19 protein-coding genes are annotated in these 24,617 nt (G+C 43.2%); 13 read left to right on the top strand and 6 right to left on the bottom strand.

Features of this window, described 5'->3' with window-relative positions:
- Nucleotides 1-5 precede the first annotated feature (5 nt).
- Nucleotides 6-437 carry a GPW/gp25 family protein gene (locus ABFX33_RS17225; RefSeq protein ID WP_120257255.1) on the top strand — a complete coding sequence of 144 codons (432 nt, stop codon included), beginning with the start codon at nt 6-8 and terminating at the stop codon, nt 435-437.
- Nucleotides 438-447: 10 nt separating this feature from the next.
- A complete protein-coding gene (locus ABFX33_RS17220; protein ID WP_346087011.1) occupies nt 448-2,298 on the top strand; it encodes a type VI secretion system baseplate subunit TssF in 1,851 nt (616 codons plus the stop codon).
- Nucleotides 2,299-2,305: 7 nt separating this feature from the next.
- Here ABFX33_RS17220 and ABFX33_RS17215 read toward each other — a convergent pair whose 3' ends face one another.
- On the bottom strand, nt 2,306-3,256 hold the full coding sequence (locus ABFX33_RS17215; RefSeq protein WP_346087009.1) for a hypothetical protein: 951 nt from the start codon (nt 3,254-3,256) through the stop codon (nt 2,306-2,308).
- Nucleotides 3,257-3,356: 100 nt separating this feature from the next.
- On the opposite strand from ABFX33_RS17215, the gene ABFX33_RS17210 reads away from it, so the two are divergent.
- The 3 genes from ABFX33_RS17210 to ABFX33_RS17200 all read left to right on the top strand — a co-directional run bounded on the left by ABFX33_RS17210 (nt 3,357) and on the right by ABFX33_RS17200 (nt 6,029).
- Nucleotides 3,357-4,235, top strand: coding sequence for a TssN family type VI secretion system protein (locus ABFX33_RS17210; protein ID WP_346087008.1), 879 nt, complete (start codon nt 3,357-3,359; stop codon nt 4,233-4,235).
- A gap of 11 nt (nt 4,236-4,246) precedes the next feature.
- Nucleotides 4,247-5,392, top strand: a complete 1,146-nt coding sequence (locus ABFX33_RS17205) for a hypothetical protein (RefSeq protein ID WP_346087007.1) — start codon at nt 4,247-4,249, stop codon at nt 5,390-5,392.
- A 64-nt stretch (nt 5,393-5,456) separates the two neighbouring features.
- On the top strand, nt 5,457-6,029 hold the full coding sequence (locus tag ABFX33_RS17200) for an NAD(P)H-dependent oxidoreductase (protein ID WP_120257260.1): 573 nt from the start codon (nt 5,457-5,459) through the stop codon (nt 6,027-6,029).
- 148 nt (nt 6,030-6,177) lie between these two features.
- On the opposite strand, the gene ABFX33_RS17195 is transcribed toward ABFX33_RS17200, so the two are convergent.
- A complete protein-coding gene (locus ABFX33_RS17195; protein WP_120257261.1) occupies nt 6,178-6,660 on the bottom strand; it encodes a DUF4199 domain-containing protein in 483 nt (160 codons plus the stop codon).
- 333 nt (nt 6,661-6,993) lie between these two features.
- Between ABFX33_RS17195 and ABFX33_RS17190 the strand changes: the two genes are divergently transcribed.
- Nucleotides 6,994-7,587 (top strand): YdeI/OmpD-associated family protein, encoded by a 594-nt coding sequence (locus tag ABFX33_RS17190; RefSeq protein WP_120257262.1) that lies wholly within the window; start codon nt 6,994-6,996, stop codon nt 7,585-7,587.
- A 168-nt stretch (nt 7,588-7,755) separates the two neighbouring features.
- Here the strand turns inward: ABFX33_RS17190 and ABFX33_RS17185 are convergent, their stop codons facing one another.
- The 3 genes from ABFX33_RS17185 to ABFX33_RS17175 all read right to left on the bottom strand — a co-directional run bounded on the left by ABFX33_RS17185 (nt 7,756) and on the right by ABFX33_RS17175 (nt 11,783).
- Nucleotides 7,756-8,394, bottom strand: a complete 639-nt coding sequence (locus ABFX33_RS17185) for an isochorismatase family protein (RefSeq protein WP_346087006.1) — start codon at nt 8,392-8,394, stop codon at nt 7,756-7,758.
- Nucleotides 8,395-8,679: 285 nt separating this feature from the next.
- Nucleotides 8,680-10,314 carry a UxaA family hydrolase gene (locus tag ABFX33_RS17180; protein ID WP_346087005.1) on the bottom strand — a complete coding sequence of 545 codons (1,635 nt, stop codon included), beginning with the start codon at nt 10,312-10,314 and terminating at the stop codon, nt 8,680-8,682.
- Nucleotides 10,311-11,783 carry a tagaturonate reductase gene (locus ABFX33_RS17175; protein ID WP_346087004.1) on the bottom strand — a complete coding sequence of 491 codons (1,473 nt, stop codon included), beginning with the start codon at nt 11,781-11,783 and terminating at the stop codon, nt 10,311-10,313. The genes ABFX33_RS17180 and ABFX33_RS17175 overlap by 4 nt, the downstream gene beginning before the upstream one ends.
- A gap of 291 nt (nt 11,784-12,074) precedes the next feature.
- On the opposite strand from ABFX33_RS17175, the gene ABFX33_RS17170 reads away from it, so the two are divergent.
- From ABFX33_RS17170 to nagA, 7 genes are read left to right on the top strand one after another with little or no spacing between them, the layout of a single operon-like run.
- Complete coding sequence (locus ABFX33_RS17170; protein WP_346087003.1) at nt 12,075-15,158, top strand: SusC/RagA family TonB-linked outer membrane protein; 3,084 nt, start codon at nt 12,075-12,077, stop codon at nt 15,156-15,158.
- 11 nt (nt 15,159-15,169) lie between these two features.
- Entirely contained in the window at nt 15,170-16,717 is a 1,548-nt protein-coding gene (locus ABFX33_RS17165) for a SusD/RagB family nutrient-binding outer membrane lipoprotein (RefSeq protein ID WP_346087002.1), read from the top strand.
- A gap of 13 nt (nt 16,718-16,730) precedes the next feature.
- The gene (locus ABFX33_RS17160; RefSeq protein WP_346087001.1) at nt 16,731-18,743 is read left to right on the top strand and encodes an alpha/beta hydrolase family protein; all 2,013 of its coding nucleotides are present in this window, start codon (nt 16,731-16,733) and stop codon (nt 18,741-18,743) included.
- A gap of 5 nt (nt 18,744-18,748) precedes the next feature.
- On the top strand, nt 18,749-20,182 hold the full coding sequence (locus tag ABFX33_RS17155; protein ID WP_346087000.1) for a Gfo/Idh/MocA family protein: 1,434 nt from the start codon (nt 18,749-18,751) through the stop codon (nt 20,180-20,182).
- Between the two features lie 6 nt (nt 20,183-20,188).
- Nucleotides 20,189-20,920 (top strand): glucosamine-6-phosphate deaminase, encoded by a 732-nt coding sequence (locus ABFX33_RS17150; protein WP_120257270.1) that lies wholly within the window; start codon nt 20,189-20,191, stop codon nt 20,918-20,920.
- A gap of 9 nt (nt 20,921-20,929) precedes the next feature.
- Nucleotides 20,930-22,243, top strand: a complete 1,314-nt coding sequence (locus tag ABFX33_RS17145) for a sugar MFS transporter (protein WP_346086999.1) — start codon at nt 20,930-20,932, stop codon at nt 22,241-22,243.
- Between the two features lie 3 nt (nt 22,244-22,246).
- Nucleotides 22,247-23,431: an N-acetylglucosamine-6-phosphate deacetylase gene (gene nagA / locus ABFX33_RS17140; RefSeq protein WP_346086998.1), complete on the top strand. Its 1,185-nt coding sequence runs from the start codon at nt 22,247-22,249 to the stop codon at nt 23,429-23,431.
- Here nagA and ABFX33_RS17135 read toward each other — a convergent pair whose 3' ends face one another.
- Nucleotides 23,432-24,451 carry a LacI family DNA-binding transcriptional regulator gene (locus tag ABFX33_RS17135; protein ID WP_120257273.1) on the bottom strand — a complete coding sequence of 340 codons (1,020 nt, stop codon included), beginning with the start codon at nt 24,449-24,451 and terminating at the stop codon, nt 23,432-23,434.
- Between the last annotated feature and the right edge of the window lie 166 nt (nt 24,452-24,617).

Below are 24,617 nucleotides of genomic sequence, written 5' to 3'. Positions count from 1 at the left end.
TTGAAATGGATTTTTACTTAGATAAACCACTGCAGCTGGACCTTCCGGTTCAAAGTCAACGCTTAAAAGAGGCCGACCTGGGGAGATCCATTTCAAACTACCTGGAGCTGATCATATTTACGCGAAAAGGTGAACATCGATTCAACGCCGATTTTGGCTGTGCAATCTGGGATCTTGATTTTGAGCTTATTGTCAGCGAAAGCCTCTGGGAAGAGAAGTTCCGAAAATCGTTGCTGGACTCGATCACGCGATATGAATGGCGTATTCAGCAGGTTACGGTACAGGTCAATATTTCTGAAGTGGAGACTTTTTTTCCAAAACGGAATGTGGCTGAAATTAAAAAGAAGGTGATGATCTATGTGGAAGGAAAGATGGTGGAAACGGGCGAACGATATGCGTTCAGCACTTCGCTTTTTCTAAGCCCATTATCTAAATAGTGAGATTTAAATGAACGATATTTTTTATTCGAGCAAAGAGGAGATTCGGAACAGGATCATCAAGAAAGCACAAGAACTTTGGGGGATTCAAAAGGTCTTTGACTTTGATCCTTTGGTTCTGTTATTAATGGAGGTACTGAGCAGTGAGATTTTTCAAGTTTCCAATGATGTGCACGATTTTGAAAACCGAATTTTCGATAAGATCGGTCGTCTACTGGCACCGGATTATCTTGTCGCTCCGCTACCGGCTCATGCTATTCTATTTTATCAACCCAATGAAAATGAGGTGCGTGTAAGCCCTTATCTTCAGATGAACATGAAGAAGAAAATTGCAGCTGGGGGCTCAAAAGGAGAGAAGATGATGGAAATGAATTTTTCAAGTTTGGAGGAGGTTGATCTGTTTCATGGGAAGATCCGTTATATGGCTACGGCCCGCCAATTGTACGAAGTGCAGCCCAACTCGAAAAAAGTATTGGGGAAATCGGTACACCTGACGACAGAACATGCCATTTATTTGGGGATCAAATGCTTGGAGGAGCATAAGATGAAATCTTTTGAAGGATTGAATTTTTATTTTGACTGGGGAAATTACCAAGTTAACCGAGAGATGTACAAAGTACTGAACTTGGGAAAATGGTATCTCAATGGAGTCCCAGTGAAGCATCATCAGAATAGATTCCTAAAGAAAAATTGGCGATCAGAAGAAGAGCTCTTTGGCCGTAAAAATTATCTTTTTAATCTGAGCCAAGATATCGAAGGGTACTACCAGCAGCATTTTTTGACGTTGGATGATGATCTGGACGAGACCTGTTTTGGAAAGGAACAAAGTATACCTGAGGGAATTACGGCTAATTTTGATGCGCAGATCGTCAGCAAACTGGATCAGGATCTGGACTGGATCAGAATTGATATGCCTACTTCGCTCCCAAATCAGCTTTTGGAGGAACTACATGTACAGATAAATGCGTTTCCAGTTGTTAATAAACGTCTGGTTGAAGGCAAACATCGGGTGAAGGCGCTTAAAAATATTGTCGCAATAGAAACTGCCGAACTTGAACAGCTGCTCACGGTAGAGGATGTCGTGGATCAGGAGGGCGAACGCTATAGCGAAGTGCCCTACAACCGGTCTGGGGTACATGCCGATGCTGGATTTTATACCGTGCGGCAGGGCGGCGTTGAGCGATTGGACGGTCGGACAGCCAAAGACCTATTGGATTACTTATTTGAGTTGATTAGAGATGAGAAAGCGGCATTTGCATCTTATAATGCTGATTTTCTGAATACTATACTTCGTGAGTTGGATAAAAACCTAGCGTTAATCCAGCAAAAGGGTAAAGCACTGCATTTGAGCCAGAATGAGTTTAAACAATATATTGTTATGAACGCCAAAAATGACGGTGATCTCGTGTTCACAAAAATGTGGCTGACACATGCTGAATTGGCAAACGGAATCAGTGTTGGCAGTCAATTGCAGCTACAGCTGGGGGCCGCAAAAAATTATGAACAGCTAGTATTGTTGACCAATAGTAAAGGTGGTCGCTCTAGACTCAACCGGCGAGATAGTTTACAAGCTTTCAAATACAATGTAACTACCGGAGATCGTATTGTCAGTAAAAACGATATCATCAATTTTATCAAGCTTGAGCTTGGCAATGTGGTAAAACGTATTGAAATAAAGCCTGGAGTGGTTATGGACAGTGATCCGAGGAGAGGATTTCAAAAGACAACGGATATCTATGTAGAACCGGATCTGGCTTTTGATTTAGAAGGCTCGGAATGGAAGGAATTATTAGCCCAAGTGCTGGGGAAATTACAGGTACGCAGCAGTATGGAAGTACATTATAGATTATTAGTAAAATAGCCTAGTTTTATAAGTATGACGTATGCCCGAGGATACTTTGATTGTGGCCATGTTTGTCACTTAAGTAGCTGTGTTTTACTTCGGGTAGGAGATCATATGTAATATGAACGTTTAATTGAACGGGGAATAGATGGTCTAGCACAAGATGAATAATATATTCATCCTTGGCATTAGGCAAATAGTTCTTTAATAGTTGGGGATAGGAAGGACCTATCAGAATCGCGAGATAAGTCTCGTTAATTTCATATGTCATGGACGTCAAACTATCGACTCCAAGCTGACAATGACCTAGTCGGCCAGAAGATATATCTATCTCAGTCCAATCTAGGACACGGTCACGCGTTGATAGCTTGAGATCGATGGGAATATTGAGCAGATTGCGCAAGAGCTGTTGTGCATAGCCGAGATCATTTTTATGAGTATGAATTTCAGGAATAAAATGCATCCAGATCACACGTTGGCGTGCATTGAGTTTCTGTAATTCAGGCCAGTTGGACAAAAGTAGGTCGCTCATTTCTTGATGGCTTGTCTGCATGTCAAGACGGCTTTCATATTGATCCAACAGAGTACGTAGATAAAATAATTCGTTTTCAAATGGAGCGAAGAATTTTCTTGCATTCTGTTCTTGGCGTCTTTTGTTGCGCACATCCTGAATCATAACATCTTCGTCAAGGATTTCACTGCCCGCATGTAGGGTATGAAAGAGACCTTCTGGAAGCATATCATAAAGTCCTTCCCGGTTCATATTGATTCGGACAAACTCTTCATTGCTGCTTTCAGATAGATAGGTGTCAACCTGTTGGATTTCTTTCGAGAAAGGACGACGGCTCGAACCCGCGCAGCGAAAGATGATGTGATCTGGATCAACACCGCGCTGAATCAAGTCGGCGGCTTTTTGGCTTGCTTTGATATCCGAAACCATACTATTGCTTGAAAATAAACTGTCCTTTTTTTTCATTGAAAGAATTATTTCTTGAACCCTAAAACTCGATCAGCTAATTTAACTGAGATGAGTGATCAGTATTGTAAATTTTTGTTTAAAGATAGTATATTTGTTTGTGAATAGTGCAACAGTTGAAATGGAAGTTCAAACAGTTTTTTTAAGGTACATCCTTGCGCCTTTATTGGTATTTATTTCGGCCATTGTAATGTCGGTCTGGAATAAAAAGAATAGTCTTCTGAGTAATAAGAAGCTTATCATTTCGATCTTGTTGGGAGGATTGGCATTGGCATTGCCTGGTTTTTTCGGATTTTTGGGTTTTGCATTTATGCCCTGGGGCTATTTCATGACAATGATCTATGCATTTGGGCTGGGGGTTTTATGGGTATATCTGCTTAGCAAATGGGACTTGAATAGCTTAGAAAATAGAAAGGTTTTCGTGTTTTTTGTGATGTTGGTCATGTTGTTGCTCGGACTATACATCTATAAACTATTTTTTGATTGGATGAGTCCTTTCCGATTAGGGTGGTGGGCAGCGACTAGCGTTTCGATTTTCTTTGTGCCGATGTTTTTTTGGTGGACTTATATTGCGTTGCTTTCTATTCCGATGGAGATCCATCGAGTCTGGGAGTATCCACGATTTCCTGAAGAAATTAATTTGGACCACCTGGATTTTGACAAATTGCTGGTATTGGAACTGGAATTATACAAGGATAGCAAAGATGTCGAACCATTACGTGTAAAGGTAAAAGCCCCTGAAAAGATGAATTTCGGTTTGTGGTTTCAAAAATTTATCGAAGATTACAATAGTAAATTTCCCAATGCGCCAGTTCGCTATGCCGATATTGGCGGAGAATATCAGAAATGGATATTTGTTGTGAAACGGTCTGTTTTCAAGCGAAATGTCTATATCGATCCAAGTTTGGATATTTCGGGAAATCAGATTACAGAAAAAATGACCATACACGCTAAGCGTGTTTCAGAAACAATAGGTTAACAAAGAAGGATATGCAAAAACCATTAAATTACGAAGGCATCAACTGGATTGATGGTATGAAACTTTCCAGCGGGGATTTTGTTCATACGGATCTTTTTACGCAGGATCTCGTGCGCGATAGCATTTCGGTGGGGCTGAATGGTACTAATTTTGGTTTATTACCAGCTTTTGCGGGATATGAACGTTCATACGATATATCGCTTATCAAAAAAACAACAAGTTATCTGGAAGTTGAAGTTCGATTTTGTAATGCGGTGACCAGCGATGGTAACCGAATCAACATAGCATATCAGCAAGGGGCAGTTGAAGCAAGTTTCAGTGCCTATATGGATGTTTCTAAATTGGCCCTCGGCGAGCATTATGTGGTTTTACATGTAAATCCCTTTAAAAGATCAGCTTTTGGCGAACCTAATCCGGAAGAGTCTCCGCTCCGTTATCCCTATGTTAAAAAAGAGTATACAATCGATATTGTGAGTAAATCTGATGTCAATCAAAGGCAAGTGACAGGATCATTTCTGCCGATTGGTAAGTTGTTTCAAGAAGCACAGGAGACCATATTGATACAGCAATACATTATTCCAAGTATGTACGTCGAGAGTCATCCGCTATTGATGGATTATCACAATCGCTTCTATCGCTTGCTGAATGAATTTCAAACGGCTGCCTATAAGATCATGGATAAAACAGTTAACAGACCTAAAATCACGGAATTGGGGCTGAATATCCGCTTTATTACTGAAAAGATCTTGGAATATATGGCTACGACATTTTTTGAATATAGATCTGTTCTCCCACAACGGGCACCCATATATCTGTTAAAATATTTTTCTGATTTTGCCCATGTATTTTTCAATGCAGTACGTTTAGTTGAACCTGCTGAACGGGAAGAAATGCTTAAATATTTCTATGAATGGAAAGATGTGACACCAGGTAATTTTGAGGAACGCCTATCCAATCTCATTGAAATGCGGTATAATCATTTTGAGATTGCTGAGGCCATGAGCTGTGTTGCTGATTTTATGGATGTTATGGTGTCGCTATGGGGCAAATTAGCAACATTGGAATATATCGGTCAGCGACGGGAAAATATTGTTGTTGCGGAGCAGAAGGTTGTTCAGGAAGTGCAGACAAGACGTACTTGGTCTTTGTTAGATTAACATATTTATTATTTTAATAAGTAAGGCCTTTGAATCTTTATTTTTTTGCTTATGTTAGCAGAAGATGAAGAACGTATTGTTAATCAACGGAGACCTTTTTAAAACAGCGTCCACTGATTTTTTGATGGATGCTTACCGCGCTGGTGTTTACCAAGCCGATGGTATTGTGCATGATCTGAAAATCGTTGACTTGCTTTTTAATTATAATATCAAACTTCCGTCCATCTACTCAAGTCCATTAGAGATTGATCTTCAGGATGCACTGCGTGAGCTACATTGGGCAAAACATATTGTCTTATTTTGCCCAGTCTATCGCTCCTATATACCTTCCAAAATAAGAGGGTTCTTTGATCGTTTATTCCTGTCCAATCAGAGCAACTTAGACCCTAATCGCATTGACAATAACTTTTATGGGAAATCTGCACGTATTGTTAGTATATTGGATAATGAGCTTTTTCATGAATATAGTCAGTTTAAGAAAACAAACTTTATGAGTATCAAGAAGGATGTTTTTGAAAGGTGTCATATCTCTCCGGTGCGAACTTCGGCAATGGGAGAGTTGCATAACTTAAAAAATTCATACAGTGAAAAATGGGCCGAAAAGTTAGCTCGGTTTGGAAGAATAGACTTGCTCTAAAAGTTAAGGCTTGCTTCTTTTTTGTCTTGATGACCCTTGTTATAAATCTGTCCATTAATTTCTTGTACTCCCAATTGAAAAGTGATACTTCCCTGTAAATTTTTGTTATCCAACTTTATTCAGACATTTAAAAGTTCTGGGTAGGGGATCACTTTTTTGTACGTATAAAAATCATCGCGATCGCTGTGGTGACAGCACCGAAAATGAAAGCAAAAATAGTAGAATTAATGGCATAATTCTTATAGTTGAAATTTGCTTCCGCTTCGGCTGTTGTTTTATAATAACCTATTTCGACCGATCGCTTGATGACGTTGGGGAAATACTCCGGACTGATGACATAAGAAATAATCCATTGTGTCAGCGGACTTAATAAAGCGATAATAGCAGAAAGCACTAAGCCCGAAATTAATCCCCGGATATAGCTCATATTACCGTTGTAGAAATTTTTCTTCTTATCTTTCAGTGCCAGTACCATAAATAGGATTGCCGGGATGGCAAAAAGATTGGTTAGGTAAAGGTGATAGTCAATATACTTGCCATGGAGCCCACACACTTTTTCTAATAGCATCCACACTAAAGTCATCAGTGTGAAAAAAATAGCCCATTTAATCTCAATTTTAATATTTTTCATAATGCTCAGTTTTAGACAGTATCTTGTTATTTCTCTGGAAAACCATCAATAATCGGTTTATTAAATATAATATTAATTTGGATAGAAAAAACAAGGCTTTACCTGCTTTTTTGCGGTATCTAAATTGACTAAACTCCCCATCTAAAGCGATTCATCTCCGAGGTAATCCTGTAGAATTATTCCGTACTGACAAACTGTTGTCTTTTGTTTTACTAATTTTATATACCAATAATAGGGAGGGCGGGTTGATAATGCAGTAAAATGCTGAACCCTGTAGAAATATTTCTGTGGGGATAATCCCGTCGAGATCCGGAAGTAATAAATAAACTACAAATGAATAAGATACATCAGGTAAAGGAAGTGCAGTCCATCAGTATTCACACACAGGCGGAATGGCGGCAGTGGCTAATGGATAACCATCTTGTGGAGAAATCCGTGTGGATTATCTGTCATACAAAGAATTCGGGGCAGCCGGCTGTAGCCTGGAGTGAATTGGTGGATGAAGCATTGTGTTTCGGCTGGATTGATAGTACAAGAAAAACAATTCAGAAAGGCTCTTTTAAGCAGTTATTCAGCAGACGTAAGTCCAAGGGAACTTGGTCTAGGGTCAACAAGGAAAAAATAGTGAAGCTTATTGCGAATGGACAGATGACTCCAGCAGGACTGGAAGTAATCAGATTGGCCCAGGAAAACGGCTCGTGGTCCGCTCTCGATAGTGTAGAGGAACTGTTTATTCCGGAAGATCTAGACAGTGCATTGAAGAGCTATCCCGAGGCTGAAGCATTCTTTGCCGGTTTGAGTAAATCAGCAAAAAAAATGTTGCTGCAATGGATTGCGTTAGCGAAGCGTCCTGAAACCCGAAACAAACGGATCGTGGAAATTGCGGAACAGGCTGCTTGCCAAATGAAACCAAAGCAATTTCGATAATCTTAATGATTGAATAAATAAATTATTATTTGTAATTATTCTAAATAACACTTATCTTCGAGACGACATAAGCACTTAAATTTGTTGTTTCATAGGAAGACTAGTCGTGAGATTAGTCTTTTTTTATTTAGACTGCCATAATTTTTACGACAGTCTAATGTGTGGTTATTATTTATTCTCAAGTGCAACTTCCTGCGCTTTGTAGTAACTTTCAATCAAGGCCTGGTAATTTGGCATGACCATGGAAAGTGCTTTGGCATATTTCGTCGCATCCTTGTGTTGCCAGCTTTTTAATACCTCACTGATAACAGCAGTAGTTGTGATTGGGATAACTCCTGCCAGCTGTAGTCTTGCAAGAGTTACCTGAGTCGATAGCGGGCTCATATCGCCAGAGGCATCAATGACCGCAAATACCTCATAACCTTCGGCGATCGCTGAAATAGCAGGGAAGGCAACACAGACACTGGTCAGTACTCCCGCAATCACTAATTTTTTCTTCCCGGTATTCTTCACTGCTTGAACAAAAGCCGGAGTATCCCAGGCATTAACCTCTCCAGTACGACCAACATATACAGCCTGTGGCACATTTTCGTGGATTTCGGGCATTAATGGTCCATTGGGGCCTTTGGGTTCTGATGCGGTAGTGATGACCGGAATATTTTCTATTGCGGCAATTTGGGCTAGTGCCACGACATTGTTTCGTAATGTAGGTACTTCGATATCTTTGACTGTTTGGAATAGACCACTCTGGTGGTCGATTAGTAAAAATGCAACATCATCTGCATTGATTCTTGTTGTAAGTGCCATAATTTTAAAATTTTAATTTGTATAATAAATCTTTGGTTAAAGGTAGGCAGCGTATTTGTAGTGGAAAATAAAGCAGATTAAGCCTAAGACTTAAGGTACATTAAGTCTTAGGAAATGAACTGTTTCGAAAGAGGCCGTTCATTAGGAATACATTCTAGTTCGGAACTGATGGAACAACCCTTCATGGGCACCTTAGTATGCAAATGGGAGAATTTAGTTACGGTTAACAAATTATAAGTCTTCTCAAGTGGATATTAAAATAGTTCTGTTTGATGGAAAGAAGACTTAAAGGCTCACGCCACGTTTCCAAGGAATAAAATCGTCCTGTCGAAGTTGTACTGCTTTAGGAATGATTTTTCCGCTGGCTACCAAAATACAATATTCAAGGATTTCTATTCCCATTTGCTCAATTGTCTTCTGGCCTTCGATAATGGCTCCTGTATTGATATCGATGATATCAGACATGTGGGTGGCTAGTCGATTGTTGGTGGCTATTTTGATCGTCGGGCAGATTGGATTGCCTGTCGGTGTGCCTAGACCTGTAGTAAATAACATGAGGGTTGCTCCAGCGGCGGCTTTTCCTGTCGTTGCTTCCACATCATTGCCAGGGGTGCAGACAAGACTGAGTCCAGCTTTGTTTGCCGGTTCGGTATAATCCAGAACAGCTACTACAGGTGAAGTACCTCCTTTTTTTGCAGCTCCATTGCTCTTTATGGCATCAGTAATAAGGCCATCCTTAATATTACCAGGTGAAGGATTCATATGAAAGCCGGACCCAGCCTGTTCAGCTGCAAAGCTGTAGTCACTCATCAGCTTTATAAATTTATGAGCGGTTTGTGCATCTTGCATGCGGTCGATGAGCTGCTGTTCGGCCCCGCAGAGTTCAGGAAATTCGGCCAGGAGAACCTTGCCTCCCAGAGCAACCAGAAGATCCGAGCAGTAACCTACTGCGGGATTGGCAGAGATGCCGCTGAAGCCATCGCTACCACCACATTTGACGCCAAGGGTAAGTTTGCTGATTGGTTGTGGTGTTCGTCGCAGTTTATTGGCATCGACCATGCCAATAAATGTTTCTTTAATGGCATGCTGCATAAGAGCTCTTTCACTTCCTATTTGCTGCTGCGAAAATACAAGCAACGGTTTGTTAAATTGGGGATTGCGATGGAATAGTGCAGCGCGAAAGTCTTCGACTTGTAGATTCTCGCAGCCTAGGCTCAATACAGTAACACCAGCAACATTGGGATGATCTGCATAGGCGGCTAATAAATGGGCAAGTACAGTTGCGTCTTGCCGGGTTCCCCCGCAACCACCTTGATGCTGTAAAAACTTAATGCCGTCAACGTGCGTAAAAACACGTGCTTCATGTTGCGTGCTTTCGGGTGATAGATCCACTTGCTCTAGGTTTTCAATAGAATCATAAGCGCGCAATAGAGCCCGGGTATAATTTTTATATATATTGGAACTGCCGTAACCCAGTTCTTCCTCCATGGCCTGCCGGAGGACATCAATATTTCTATTTTCACAAAAAACGGTTGGAATACATAGCCAGTAGTTCGCAGTGCCTACACGACCGTCTGCACGGCGGTAACCCATAAAATGTCGATCTTTGAATGAGCTGACATCTGGTGGTGTCCATTGTTGTGAAAATCCTCGGTATTGAAAGGAATCCGCAGCATGTTGGGTATTGGCAGTGTCCATCAGACTGCCTTGTGTCACATCTTGCGTTAAACGGCCAACGACGACACCATACATCAGGACCTCTTGCCCAGCTTTCAGGTCCTCTATAAAAAATTTATGTTTGGCCGGAATATCATTATGGAGGTAATACGTGTTGGATCCGTTTCTTACGGTAGTCTGTGCGTATAAATCCCTCAGTGCGACAATTACATTGTCTTTGGGATGTATTTTAAGTGTATTCATACTGTTTGCTGTTCGAAAAGATAATCAACTATGGTGCTGCGTAGTCCCAACTGTTTAATACGTTGTAAAATTTCACTGACCATGCAGGCAAGTCCAGAGTAGTTTAGGAGAGACTCACCCCAGATCTGCTGGTCTGCTAGTAAGGATTGAACGGGATCAGGCTGTTGCAGATGTAATTGCACTGCAGTGCGGTAATCGTCATGAAAGTCGTTTTCTTCAGTGGTCTGCTGCATCAGCAAAATATAGGCTGCAAAGCCGATGGCGACCCCTGTGGGGGGAGCTTGATGCTGGCCATACCAATAAGGCAGTATAGGAAGCACACGGGTCTTGATCTTACTGCTGAATTGTATGGCAATGGAAATCCATTGATGGGACAGAAATGGATTTTTGAAACGGTCAATGACGGTATGGGCAAACTGGTCAGCTTCTGTAGTTAGGATTCCTGTTTGCAGGAGGCTAGGGCCAATTTCCTTGAAAAGGATCTGACGGATATAACAGTCCAGGACTGCATCTGTAAAGAATGTTTTGACATCTGCAATACCGGAAAGTATAGCCAGACCACAGCAGAGTGTATGAGTCGCATTTAACAGGCGGAGCTTAATCTCTTTGTACTTAGTGATATTTGGAACTATTTTGATCGATGGATCCAGGGCTGCAAAAGACAGCTTGTTGTGTACAACACTGCTATCCGATTCGATGGCCCATAGCCGGTAGGGTTCTGCCATTATCGCAAGTGAATCCACATAGGGCAGTGTCTCTGGGGCTACCTTATTGAGGACAATCCGGTCTACTAGCGAATTACAGAAGTAGTTTGCTTGATCAACCCAATCGATAAAGGTGTCTTCAAGTTGTTGCTGATGACATAAATTGAGGATAATATCTTTAAGTACAGCAGCATTGTCTGTAATGAGTTCGGTAGGTATAATGACCAACCCTTTGGTCGGATCCGCATCGAAATGCCGATAACGAGCGTATAGGTAAGCAAGTATTTTAGCGGCAAGGCTTATTGGAGGACTGTCATGGATTGTACCTTCGGAGCCGACAATACCAGCTTCGGTGGTATTGGAAATTAGGATCTCCATTTCGGGAGATCTGGCGGTCTTTAAGATTTCATGCCATTGTTGCTGCGCAGACAATACGCGGGAAATAGCAGCATTGACCTGTCTAGAGACGATATGCTGTCCATCTTCGTACCCCTGTACAAGTAAAGTATAGAGCGAATTTTGCTGTTCAAAGGCTGTTGTACTGCCTTGATCGGTCGACTTGACGACTAAAATTCGGCCTTGAAAGATGCCAGCGAGATTGGCTCGGTGGATATAGTCGTCAGGTAGGCCACGCAAAAGGGCTCCAGTGCCAAATTGGATCACCCGTTCAGGTAGTGTCAATAGAGACAGCTCGGGGATATCGACCCATGTGGGATCTATAGCGTTCAGCTGCTTCCAAGATAATGTGGCTTTATTATTTTCCATTGTTCGTTTTTTTAGCGCGGCAATTGGGTTTTGATCTGATTTACAATTCTACTGTTTATTATGAAAAGCAACAATGAAAATCAATGATAACGTTATCGGTCCGATTTGCTCTGATCAAACTGTCAGAAAAGTTTTGTTGGTCGTTTGAACGCTTTATATAGAGGGCGGATTTTCGGTAACGCTACCGCTACTTTATTCGGGCAATCTGTTGGATTTCTTTCTCCAAAGGTCTTTCTTTGGGTATAACGCAATGGAAATAAACTAAAATCCAACAATTTAAATCGATAAATTATGATAGCTCGTATCGACAGTAAACATTTGTTTTTTGTGGGGCTAATTGGCTGTTATTTCTTCCTTTTTACCAAGGGAGCTCATGCACAGCCAAGCACCCGGATAGGAAAGGTGATCAGCACGACGGATCAGAAACCGCTACTGGGAGTGACGGTGCTAAACCTCAGCACGCAGCTGGCGGAGCACACAGACCAAGAAGGTAATTTTAGTATCAGGGCTGCGGTGGGGGATAGACTCAAGTTCTCTTTGATCGGGTATAAATCGGCGGAGTTGCCTGTGACGGCAGCAGGCTTATTGACCGTTGGCCTTGCACAGGAGAATTTTACCATCGATGAGGTTGTGGTAACAGCACTTGGTATCAAAAGGGAAACGAGAGGACTTACCTATGCAACACAGCAGCTTAGTGGCAGTGCCGTTAATGACGCTAGGGACAATAGCGGGAATATCATGAGCAGTCTCACGGGTAAAGTGGCCGGTGCTGTTATTACCACTGCCGCCTCCGGTCCCGGTGCTTCAGCACGGGTGGTTCTCCGCGGTAACAAATCCATTTCAGGAAATAATAATGCCCTGATCGTTGTCGATGGCGTACCATATGACAATTCAAGTGCACAGCAGGCGACTGGTACGACCTATAACTACGGTACCAGTGATGGTGCTGCCAATATCAATCCGGATGATGTGGAATCCATCAACGTACTCAAAGGTCCCTCAGCAGCGGCGTTGTATGGAAGCAGAGCTGCAAACGGGGCAATTCTGATCACGACCAAACAGGGAAAGTCGGGACGATATACGATAGATTACAACGGAAGTGCCTTCTTTGATCAGGTCAACCTACTTACCGAGTTTCAAAATACCTATGGCCGAGGAAATGGTGGTGTCAGCGGGACAAACATCGGGGAGAGTTGGGGACCAAAGGCACAAACCTATAAAAATAATGTTAAGGACTTCTATGAAAATTCGGCAACTTTCAATAACAGTATCAGCACCTATGGTGGTACAGAGAAGCTGCAGGGATATGTTTCCTATGCCAACAACAAAATCGGCGGGATTATCCAGGGTAACTCACTTAAACGTAACAGCCTTAATCTGCGCGTCAATACGGAGCTTATTCCCAAATTGAAAACGGATGTCAAACTCAATTATGTCAATCAGCAGATTGACAACCGGCCACGCCTGGGGGATATGGGGATTCCTGTTGAAGCCTATATTATTCCACGGGACATGGATAAAAATGAACTGATGGATTATGAGACCATCGATCCCAATACAGGTCAGCCCCTACGTAAATACTGGTCGGGATCGGCCATTTACGATAATCCTTATTGGAGTATCAACCGTACATCTGTCAATGAAGTACGTGATCGCATTACAGCACTGGGTTCGGCGACTTATCAGCTTAGGGACTGGATCAGCATCATGGGCAGATATAGCTTTGATAAATATATTGATAATACGGATGGTTCCTTTTTTGCGAGTACAGTATCTGTTGGCGATGTGCGCAAAGGGGGGAAATATTATGAGACGAATGCCCGGTACCAAGAAAGTAACCTTGACTTTCTGATCAACGGTAAAAATCCGTTGACAGAACATATCGCCATTACCTACAATCTCGGGGCTAGTACATTACGTCGGAAATACAGTAGTTTTCAGAATATGGCCAATGGTCTATCCATTCCAAATGAGTTTAGCCTGAAAATGGCAACGACGCCTGAGTTTTTAGCTATAGCAGGCTACGAGCGCCGCCTCAATTCCGTTTATGCCAGTACACAGCTATCCTTTGACAATACTATTTTTTTGGATATGACTGCCCGTAATGACTGGACCTCAACATTGAAAGCACCGCACAGTTATTTTTATCCTTCTGTTGGTATGTCTGCGATATTCAATGAGTTGTTACAGATGCCTGCTTGGGTCAATTTTGGAAAAATTAGAGCATCTTATACTCAGGTCGGTAATGATGCTGATCCGTATCTGCTCAGACAGCTTTATTCATTTGGATTGGGAGCCGGAAATGGATTTATTTCCCGCTCGCCGATTAAAGCTATTCCAGACCTAAAACCCGAATTGACCAAGTCATTTGAAGCAGGTCTTGATATGAAATTCTTTGGAAACAGACTAGGTTTTGACCTGACTTTGTACAAAAGCAATACGGTAAATCAGCTACTCTTTCTGGGGCTGCCTATGGCTAGCGGTTATAGCCGGCAATACATCAATGCAGGGGATATTGAAAACCGAGGACTTGAACTGCAGCTGATGGCAACGCCTATAAAAAGCGAACATTTTTCTTGGGAGACGACGTTGAATTTTGCCAGTAACACCAACAAGATAATCGCATTGCACGATAAAACAAAACGAGCCAATATTACCGACAATAACAGGTATGCCACAGTTGTGGTAAACGAAGGAGAGAAGTATGGTGACCTCTACGGTTATGCTTGGAAACGTGATCCACAGCGTGGAAAATTTGTGGTGGATGGTAGTGGGCTGCCGGTGGTAGAAGCGAATCAAAAATTAGGTAACTTTAATCCCAAGGCTTTATTGGGTTGGTCCAATTCCTTTTCATACAAGGGTTTTACGCTCAATACATTAGTGGATGCAAGAATTGGAGGAGAAATAGTCTCAGGAACTTCAGCCTACCTCGCAGCCTTTGGTGTAGCAGACTACACCTCAATGTATCGCGAAGGTGGTCTCGTACTGGATGCTGTGGATGCCAATGGTGCCGCCAATACACAAGCCATCACCGCGCAGCAGTTGTGGACACGTGTATCGCAAAATGGCCGGGATGGTTGGGGTGAGTTTTTTACTTATGACATGACTAATGTGCGGCTCCGGGAATTGTCCATTACTTATAGGTTGGACTTAAAGAATACCTCGGTATTCAAGAATGCTGGGCTATCCCTAACAGGACGTAACCTCTTTTTCATCTACCGCGGAAAATCCAAACTGGATATACCGGGCATTGGGAAGACAAAAAACCCGATAGACCCCGAGGCTGCGCTGGGAGCTGGCAATTATCAGGGTGTGGAAGTTGGACTACCACCGTCGGTACGGACATTCGGGCTAAACTTAAAATTAACCTTTTAACAGTTGTAAACATGAGAAGAAACATGCTATATGGTGCTTTGCTAGGATTGAGCCTTATTTCTTGCAGCAAAGATTTTGATCGGATTAACAGCGATCCCAACAACATCACGGTGATCACACAGCGTGAGCTGCCCTTTATGTTTGCAAAAGCACAGTCTTCGGCTGCGATGAACCGTTCTTTTTACCAAACCGTACAGAATCTTGGCGCCGATCTCTATGGACAGTATTTTGCATTGACAACTAATTCTTTCAGTACGGATCGCTACCTGCTGACACCTGACTGGCAGCGGCGATTCTGGACTGTGGTGTATGTTGATACCGCGCCGCAGCTTAAAAGTATTATGGATAATACCGAGTCTGGTACAGGGGAAGCGGCACTCGCGAATATTATGTGGGTATATGCCTTTCACCGCTTGACTGATCATTTTGGTCCGATCCCTTATTTTGCAGCAGCAGAGGCTCGCGATGTCATTCCTTACGATCCGATGGATAAGATCTATGCGGATTTTTTTACTCGTCTTACGACAGCGGTAGACCAGCTGAAAGCCCTGCCTGCGAGTGCAACAATCTTTCAGGGATATGATCTAATGTATAACGGAAATGTGGAAAATTGGATCCGCTTTGCGAATTCCATGCGCCTACGGCTCGCTCTTCGGATATCAAAAGTAGATCCCATAAAGGCAAAGTTTGAAGCTGAAGCTGCGGTGGCAGCAGGTGTGATGACCAGTAATGGTCAAAATGCCACCATGCTCAAGTCACTCTCGGGCAACGATACCAACGGTCTGTCGCAGGTGGCTGTTTGGAACGAATTTTCGATGAGTTCAACGATAGCCTCATATCTCAAAGGCTATGAAGATCCAAGATTGGGTATTTATTTTCAACCCAGCTTGAGTGGAAAAGTCTTTAACAGCGTACGTAATGGAGCTATAGCCACCGATCTTGGGCAGCCAAGAAATCAGTCGAGAGCCAATTCCAATGTGGGTACCTACTGGGTGCGCTACAATGGCGAAGTGCTTGAAGGTAATTTTACACAGAATTTTCATATTATGTGTGCCGCCGAATCGTTTATGCTGCGTGCGGAAGGCGCTCTGAATGGTTGGAATATGGATGGTACAGCACAGGTGCTCTACGAACAAGGAATACGTCTGAGTATGGCGCAATGGGGTGTCAATGATGAAACAATCATCCGCAATTACCTTTCCTCAACGAATAGACCGACCGCTCCGGGCGATTACCATAATTCTCCAGCAGTTGCCGTAACTCCAATTAAATGGAGCGGTACGGAGGCTGAACAGCGTGAACAGATTGGTGTACAGAAGTGGCTTGCAATCTATCCCAACGGTATGGAAGCATGGGCTGAATACCGTCGTTCAGGATACCCAAAGATGTATGCGGTGCTACAGTCCGACAATCCCGACCTGCCGGCTGGAACATTTATCAAGAGGTTGCCTTACCCTTTGACGGAAGTGACAGACAACTTTGCCGAATTGACAAAGGGTCGTGCCTTGCTCGGTGGAGCGGATAACGCCGCAACTAAACTTTGGTGGGACGTGGATTAAGGGTTAAATAAGGATGAATTTTAAACTATATACAGTCACGCTTATGATGACATTCGGACAGCAGGTAGCTGCACAGACAGCCCTACCGGAAATACTATCCATCCCAAAGGACATTGATCCGCTCAAGGAATTAATCGAAAGTCAGGCGGATGAACTCTTGTATAAACTGCCGATGGATCGTATTGTAGACCCTGAACAACTCTTAAATCAGATTCATACCAATCTTCAATTGGGTAACAGCGACGATAGCGATCTGGATATGCGGGTTGTTGCTAGCCTGGACTGTGGTGGCTATACGGTATATAATCTGATCTTTCAAAGTCTGCCGGGCGTATACGTCCCAGCCAACCTCTATGTTCCCAAAGGGCAAGGGCCTTTTCCAGCGATATTAAACAGCCACGGTCATTGGGCACCGGGACGTCGTAGTGAAATCGTGCAACGGACATCTCAAATACTAGCAAGCAATGGCTATGTATGCCTTAGTATCGATGCTATGGGGGCGGGGGAACGTGGACGTCGACACGAACATGAATATCATGGGGCCAATCTGGGGTCATTATTACTGGATATGGGGACACCCCTAATGGGGATACAGCTGCAGGAAAATAAACGTGCTATAGATCTGCTATGCAGCTTGGATTATGTGAATAAAGAGCAAATTGGCGCTACTGGTGCCAGTGGTGGTGGCAATCAGACCATGTGGCTAACAGCAATGGATGCTCGCGTCAAAGCTGCTGTCCCGGTAGTCAGTGTAGGTACCTTCCGCTCTTATATTATGAATAGCAACTGTGTCTGTGAGTTACATCCTAATGGCCTGCAGCATTTTGAAGAGGGGCAGCTCTTGCAGGCGATGGCTCCTAAGGCTGTAAAGATCATTACAGCCCTAAAAGATGGGAACGCCGCATTTAACGTTCATCAGATGCTGAAGTCGTATCGTCTTGGCAAGTTAGCATATCAACAACAGGACTCGGCTGATCGATTAGCGTATGAATTATTTGATGAGTCGCACAGCTATACAATTGAAATGAATAAAGCTATGCTCTCTTGGTTTAATAAAAGCTTTAATTATCGCCAGTCCTTACCAATTGAGCTAAATGCGGTACATATGCTCGATACCAGTCGTTTGTCGGTGTTGCAATATGGGATTAAAAGCGAAAAAATAATGACGATACCAGCCTTTGTGAATAGGGAGTTCAAACTAGCTGAAAATAAGTTAATCATTACTAATGGGCGGAGCACAGAAACCTATCTGCAGGAGCTCCGCCTGCTGCTCTCCAAGGTCGAATCGGATCGACTGCTTTCGGTAAGAACGTTATTACCTGAGGCAGGATGGCGACGAATTATTCTCGAAACGGCTCAGCGGCAACTGATTCCTCTGCTCGTTAAGGAGCCTGCTGGAGGAGGGCAGATGATGCACGTGCTATTCCCCGATCAGGGCAAACAGGGACTTAATCTTACGGAAATTGACCAGATGGTCGCGAGGGGCGAGGGCATTGCGATCGTAGATCTCTTTGGCCTCGGGGAGCGAGCTTCAGCCAGTGCCGAACATATTGATGGGGCGCTACCTCGTTTTCATACCATCTCACGTTCAATGCTTTGGATGGGACAAACTATGATGGGAATATGGGCCAACGAGATTACGCTCGTAAGTGACTATCTGCAGCAACATTACGGTAACCATAAGATGATTGTTCATGCCGATCGCGAAACTGCTTTGGCCGCCTTGATCAGCAGCGACTTATCGCCACAACAACGGATACTGCAGCTCCGGCGATTGCCCGCCAGTTACCTGCCAGATATGACCGGCAGTCTGGAAAATTTCAACATGGCCGTCCATATTCCTGGAATTTTAAAGTGGGGCGATATACCCTTGTTGTTGGCATTGAGTAGGGAAGATATTAATGTGGATGAGCTGATGCCCTGGAGTGGTAAAAGCTGCCCAGAAAAGGATAAAAAGCAATTATTGAATAAGGTAAATGCGTATAAAAGAAAGTTTAACATTGGAGGAACTCTCCAGATCAATTAGTGACCATGGGAACAAATAGAAGATCATTTTTAAAATTATCTGGTCTAGCCGGTTTTGGACTAATAACCGGTTGCACTGCACAGGAAAAGAAAACCTCGGGTACTAAACTCGATCATATCCGGCTGGAAGCATCTAAAAAATATAACAGCATTTTTAACATGTCGGGCTATGCCGCACCCAAAATTGAAACTGTACGCGTGGGTTTTATTGGTGTTGGAAACCGGGGCTCGGCGGCGGTAGAACGAATGAGCCAGATTGCTGGTGTCAGCATTCATGGTATCTGTGACATCAGGCCGGAGAAAGCCCATGAAGCCAAAGAGCGGATTAAGACGTCAGGGCATATTGCCACAATTTATGCCAAAACTGGAGAAGATTGGAAAAGGATGTGTGAATCGGATCAATTTGATCTGATCTATATTGCTACACATTGGAGCATGCATGCTGATATGGCGATCTATGCCATGGAACAGGGTAAACATGTCGCACTCGAGATCCCCGCGGCAATTACCGTGGAGGACTGCTGGAGATTGGTGAGAACCTCCGAAGCAACAAAAAAACATTGTGTGATGCTCGAAAATTGCTGTTACGACTATTTTGAGCTATTGACGCTCAACTTGGCAAGACAGGGGTTTTTCGGTGATATCATCCACTGTGAGGGGGCTTATATCCATGATATCATGGACAGCCTTTTTGATGAGAAAAAGCGATACGATTTTTGGCGGCTCAAAGAAAATGCTGCTCGAAACGGAAATCTATATCCAACCCATGGACTGGGGCCGATTTGCCAGATACTTCGGATCAATCGTGGCAACAAAATGGACTATATGAACTCAATGTCTTCAAAGGACTTTATGCTTAATTCCAAAGCAAAGGAAATGGCACAGGTAGATAAGCAGTTTGAAAGTTATGTCGATAAACCTTTCCGCGGAAATATTAATGTGTCGAACATTATGAATTCAGACGGTAGTACGATGATGTTGCAGCATGACGTAAGTTCACCGCGTCCGTATTCGCGTATTCATCTGGTGAGTGGTACAAAGGCTTTTGCTCAAAAATATCCATTGCCTGGAAAGATTGCTATAGGGCATGATGATTTTTTAGGAGCAACCGAGATGGCTGAATTGGAAAAGAAGTATGCTCCTGGTATTATCACCAGGATCGGCGAGCTAGCAAAAGCAATTGGTGGTCATGGGGGGATGGATTTTATGATGGATTGGCGATTGATCGACTGTCTTAGAAATGGGCTTCCAGTCGATATGGATGTCTACGATGCCGCAAGCTGGAGTGTTATCGGCCCATTGAGCGAATGGTCTGTGGCTAATGGCTCTCAACCGATTGAAATACCAGATTTTACAAATGGCCTCTGGAAAGATAATCTGGTACATGATATCAACTTAACAAAAGGTGGAACAACACAAGTATTGAAATCAACTAAATAAAATCAAGTGAACTTAAAAACTTTTAAAACACGCGAAGAACTGGGTTTGGCGGCTGGAAAGGCCGGAATCGAGGCTATTAAAACTGCAATAGCGGAAAATGGTGAGGTAAATATTATTCTGGCGACAGGACAGAGCCAGTTTGAAACTTTGGCAACGCTGGTAGCGGCGACGGATATTGATTGGGGCAAAGTACGGATGTTTCATCTGGATGAATACATCGGTATTCCGGTAACACATAAAGCAAGCTTCCGTAAGTATTTGACCGAGCGCTTTCTTAATCTTGTAGCTCCTTTAAAAGAGGTCGTGCTCATTAATGGAGAAGGGGATCCCCAAGCTGAATGTGAACGTCTCGACAAAAAAATCGGAGCACATCCCATTGACGTTGCCTTTGTCGGGATAGGCGAAAATGGACACCTAGCTTTCAACGATCCGCCTGCGGATTTTGATGCCAGTGGAGCTTATCTGGTAGTAAACCTTGATACACAGTGCAGGCAGCAACAGCTGGGCGAGGGATGGTTTGCATCGATTGACGAAGTTCCTGCTCAGGCTATCAGTATGTCTATTCGACAGATTATGTTATCCCGAAAAATTATATGTGCAGTACCAGATAAACGAAAAGCAGAGGCGGTGCGGAACTGCCTCTCCGGGATGATCTCGAACTGGCACCCTGCGAGCATATTACAGCAACACACGGATAGTACTTGCTATCTCGACAAAGAATCAGCTTCTTTACTATAATCCGCTGCGATGACATCAACTGCTTTAGATCGAAAGACAACATTGGTATCCATAGGGATCATAGGACTGATGTTCTTTATTTTTGGATTTGTCTCCTGGGTAAATGCGATACTGATTCCTTATTTTAAAATCGCATGTGAATTAAGTAATTTTCAGTCGTATTTGGTCGCGTTTGCGTTTTACATTTCCTACTTGTTGATGTCGATGCCTGCATCTTATATATTAAAGAAGCTGGGTTATAAAAATGGGATTATGGTCGGTTTTTGGATTATGGCAATGGGAGCATTGTTGTTCGTCCCGGCTGCTTATGGACGTACATACCTTATTTTTTTAGTAGGTCTCTTTACTTTGGGTACCGGATTGACGGTGCTGCAAACTGTCGCTAACCTGTATATTACACTGATTGGTGAAAAAGAGCGGGCAGCACAACGAATCAGCATGATGGGGATCTGTAACAAAGGAGCCGGGATACTGGCTCCGCTGATCTTTTCATATGTTATCCTGCGGCCTCAGGACAATACGCTTTTTAATCAACTGGAAGCAATGGATGAGGTGTCCCGTGCCATTGCGTTGGATGAGTTGATTTTACGTGTCGTCTGGCCTTACACTGTCGTAAGTGGGGTGCTGTTTCTGATTGGGGTATTAGTCAAGTTTTCCATTCTCCCAGAATTGGATCAACAGGAAGCCCCTATAGCGGATGGACAAAGGATAAACAAAAAAGGAATCTTTCAGTTCCCTCACCTCGTACTTGGGGCACTGGCAATTTTTTTGCATGTGGGAACGCAAGTCATTGCGATCGATACCATAATTAATTATGCCGGATCGATGGGGGTATCCCTGTTGGAAGCCAAAGCTCTGCCATCTTATACATTAACTGCTACGATCTGTGGATATCTCTGTGGTATTGTGCTGATCCCAAAGATCTGCAGCCAACGACTCGCGCTTAAATTTTGTACGATCCTTGGGTTAATGCTGGCGTTATTAGTTTGTACATCGCATGGCTCTGTCTATTTTTTGAATAAAGATTTGGATATTTCGGTTTGGTTCATCGTACTGATCGGGCTACCTAATGCCCTGATTTGGGCTGGAATTTGGCCCCTAGCATTGGAAGGCTTGGGAAGTTATGCAAAACAGGGGTCTGCATTGTTGATTATGGGACTGAGTGGGAATGCCGTATTACCGTTGCTGTATGGATTATGGGCAGATGCTGTTGATGTAAGGTCTGCCTATTGGATATTGATACCTTGTTTTCTATATTTAGTTTTCTATGCATTCAAAGGCCATAGGTTACGCACATGGAATATATTTAATAAACAAAATTGAGCTATGCTAACGATTACAAACACTAACATCATTACGCCCAATCGCATCATTGAAAATGGAACAATAAGGATTGCTGAGGGAAAAATTGTGGATATCGCTACGCAGCGAGTTTCAGCGGAAGAGCAGCCAGGTGAATGGCTGGATGCCAAGGGGCTTTTTTTGTCCCCGGGATTTATTGATATCCATGTGCATGGGGGTGGTGGTGCCGATTTTATGGATAATACGGTTGATGCTTTTCTAAAAGTTGCACAGACACATGTCTGTTATGGTACCACAGCGATGTTGCCGACGACACTGACCAGTGAGCCAAGTGAGTTATTGGCTTTGTTTGATACCTATATGGAGGCTTTAAACCGCAACGTGCACGGCTCGCGCTTTTTGGGGTTGCACTTGGAGGGACCTTATTTTGCGATGAACCAGCGGGGGGCACAGGATCCACGTTATATTCGAAATCCAGACCCGAATGAGTATCTGCCTATTCTCGAGCAGTATCATCACCTGATTGCACGATGGAGTGCCGCTCCTGAACTTCCGGGGGCGCTTGATTTTGGACAGAAAGTCCATGACTATGGAATTTTACTGGCCCTGGCTCATACAGATGCTATCTATGAAGAAATCCTCCCTGCAGTTGAACACGGCTATCGGTTGGCAACTCATTTGTATTCGGGAATGTCTGGAATGACACGACGGAATGCTTATCGTTATGCTGGGGCAATAGAAAGCTGTCTGCTTCTAGATGCTATTGATGTCGAGATTATCGCCGATGGTGTTCATTTGCCAGAACCCTTTTTAAAATTGATCCATAAAATCAAGGGTGATGATAAAATCATTCTGATTACAGACGCCATGCGGGCCGCAGGTATGCCCGAAGGAAAAAGTATATTGGGAAGTCTTACAGGTGGAATTGAAGTTATTGTTGAAGATGGCGTTGCTAAACTACCTGATTACTCTTCTTTTGCCGGGAGTGTCGCTACCGCCGATCGGCTAATCAGGACTATGATCAATATGGCTGGTTTAGATCTTATAACGGCCATAAAGATGATGACGCTAAACCCTGCAAGATTACTTGGCTGCGACGATCGTATGGGTGCGATAGATATCGGCAAGGATGCGGATATTGTTCTGTTTGATCAAGATATACGGGTACACTATACTTTTATATCCGGCAAATTATGTTATAAAAATTAATTAGGTGATCTTGTTGATCACTGAATCACGAACCACCAGTTTTCCGGGAAGTATAATATCCTGAATTTCGAAGTCTTTATTTTTTATGTGACGGATCAGCAGGGCACAGCTACGTTTTCCGATATCAAAGGCGGGTTCCTCTATGGTGGTCAGATTGGGTTCGACTACGGTGCAGATGGGGTCATTTGTAAAACCAATAACGCTGATATCAATACCTACGCGCAAGTTGTGTTTTTTGATGCACAAGATTGCACCGACAGCTTTGCGGTCATTGGCGGCAAAGATGGCGTCGGGACGCTGAGGTAGTGCCAGTAGTTTGGTTGTATCCTCACTGCCGTGAATTTGCGAGAAACCGGAATGTACGATCAGGTTCTCTTCTAAAGGTCTGTTGCACTGTTTCAATGCTTCAATATAACCGTTGAGCCGCTGTTGTGTAAATTTGAGGTCTTTCGGACCAGCAATATGGGCAATACGGTTGGCGCCATTCTCGAGTAGAAATCTTGTTGCCTGAAAAGCGCCCGCAAAGTCATCCTGTACAACTTTCGATGCTACGATATTATTTGGGACCCGGTCGAAAAATACAATAGGTAGCCCTTTAGCCATCAGTCGTTCAAAATGTTCGTTGATATAGGAATCCGAAGATATGGAGACTAGAAGTCCGTCGAGGCTACTGGTCGATAGGTTTTCCAGTAGGCTCTGCTCACGGGCCATACTATCGTTGGTGACATAAAGAATAATATTGTAATCCTGTTCATAGGCTTCCTCCTGAATACCTGAAATAACTGTCGAGAAATAATAGTTGGTAATGAATGGAATGACAACGCCAATATTTTTTGTTGAACCTGAGGCTAATGCCGCTGCATTTTTGTTGGGCTTAAAATTAAGTTCCCTGGCCAGTGACAATACTTTCTGACGTGTTGTGGGGTTGACATCATGCGTGTCTCGAAACGCTCGTGAAACAGTGGAAACAGAAATGCCAAGCATTTCAGCAATATCCTTGATGCCGATGGGATTTTTCATAGATAAAAGGTTGGTTCGAATTATTCGATTTACAATTTACTAAAAACTATTTATATATGATTGTGATATATGATATTGCCCTGTCAGAATTCAGTTACTATGATTTTTTTATCTTTATTGAGCATCAATAAAGAAGAGGTTTTTTGCGTTTTATTGCTTAGCTTGC

This window comes from Sphingobacterium ginsenosidimutans, assembly GCF_039536865.1.
GTDB classification, from domain to species: Bacteria; Bacteroidota; Bacteroidia; order Sphingobacteriales; family Sphingobacteriaceae; genus Sphingobacterium; species Sphingobacterium detergens.
This window is presented reverse-complemented; position numbering and strand designations above follow the sequence as displayed.

What these genes read in the sequence shown, in the direction of transcription:
- ABFX33_RS17175 (WP_346087004.1), bottom strand. Translation starts at nt 11,783, where the DNA reads ATGGAAAATAATAAAGCCACATTATCTTGGAAGCAGCTGAACGCTATA.
- ABFX33_RS17160 (WP_346087001.1), top strand. Translation starts at nt 16,731, where the DNA reads ATGAATTTTAAACTATATACAGTCACGCTTATGATGACATTCGGACAG.
- ABFX33_RS17170 (WP_346087003.1), top strand. Translation starts at nt 12,075, where the DNA reads ATGATAGCTCGTATCGACAGTAAACATTTGTTTTTTGTGGGGCTAATT.
- ABFX33_RS17165 (WP_346087002.1), top strand. Translation starts at nt 15,170, where the DNA reads ATGAGAAGAAACATGCTATATGGTGCTTTGCTAGGATTGAGCCTTATT.
- nagA (WP_346086998.1), top strand. Translation starts at nt 22,247, where the DNA reads ATGCTAACGATTACAAACACTAACATCATTACGCCCAATCGCATCATT.
- ABFX33_RS17225 (WP_120257255.1), top strand. Translation starts at nt 6, where the DNA reads ATGGATTTTTACTTAGATAAACCACTGCAGCTGGACCTTCCGGTTCAA.
- ABFX33_RS17190 (WP_120257262.1), top strand. Translation starts at nt 6,994, where the DNA reads ATGAATAAGATACATCAGGTAAAGGAAGTGCAGTCCATCAGTATTCAC.
- ABFX33_RS17155 (WP_346087000.1), top strand. Translation starts at nt 18,749, where the DNA reads ATGGGAACAAATAGAAGATCATTTTTAAAATTATCTGGTCTAGCCGGT.
- ABFX33_RS17195 (WP_120257261.1), bottom strand. Translation starts at nt 6,660, where the DNA reads ATGAAAAATATTAAAATTGAGATTAAATGGGCTATTTTTTTCACACTG.
- ABFX33_RS17205 (WP_346087007.1), top strand. Translation starts at nt 4,247, where the DNA reads ATGCAAAAACCATTAAATTACGAAGGCATCAACTGGATTGATGGTATG.
- ABFX33_RS17180 (WP_346087005.1), bottom strand. Translation starts at nt 10,314, where the DNA reads ATGAATACACTTAAAATACATCCCAAAGACAATGTAATTGTCGCACTG.
- ABFX33_RS17200 (WP_120257260.1), top strand. Translation starts at nt 5,457, where the DNA reads ATGAAGAACGTATTGTTAATCAACGGAGACCTTTTTAAAACAGCGTCC.
- ABFX33_RS17135 (WP_120257273.1), bottom strand. Translation starts at nt 24,451, where the DNA reads ATGAAAAATCCCATCGGCATCAAGGATATTGCTGAAATGCTTGGCATT.
- ABFX33_RS17220 (WP_346087011.1), top strand. Translation starts at nt 448, where the DNA reads ATGAACGATATTTTTTATTCGAGCAAAGAGGAGATTCGGAACAGGATC.
- ABFX33_RS17215 (WP_346087009.1), bottom strand. Translation starts at nt 3,256, where the DNA reads ATGAAAAAAAAGGACAGTTTATTTTCAAGCAATAGTATGGTTTCGGAT.
- ABFX33_RS17145 (WP_346086999.1), top strand. Translation starts at nt 20,930, where the DNA reads ATGACATCAACTGCTTTAGATCGAAAGACAACATTGGTATCCATAGGG.
- ABFX33_RS17185 (WP_346087006.1), bottom strand. Translation starts at nt 8,394, where the DNA reads ATGGCACTTACAACAAGAATCAATGCAGATGATGTTGCATTTTTACTA.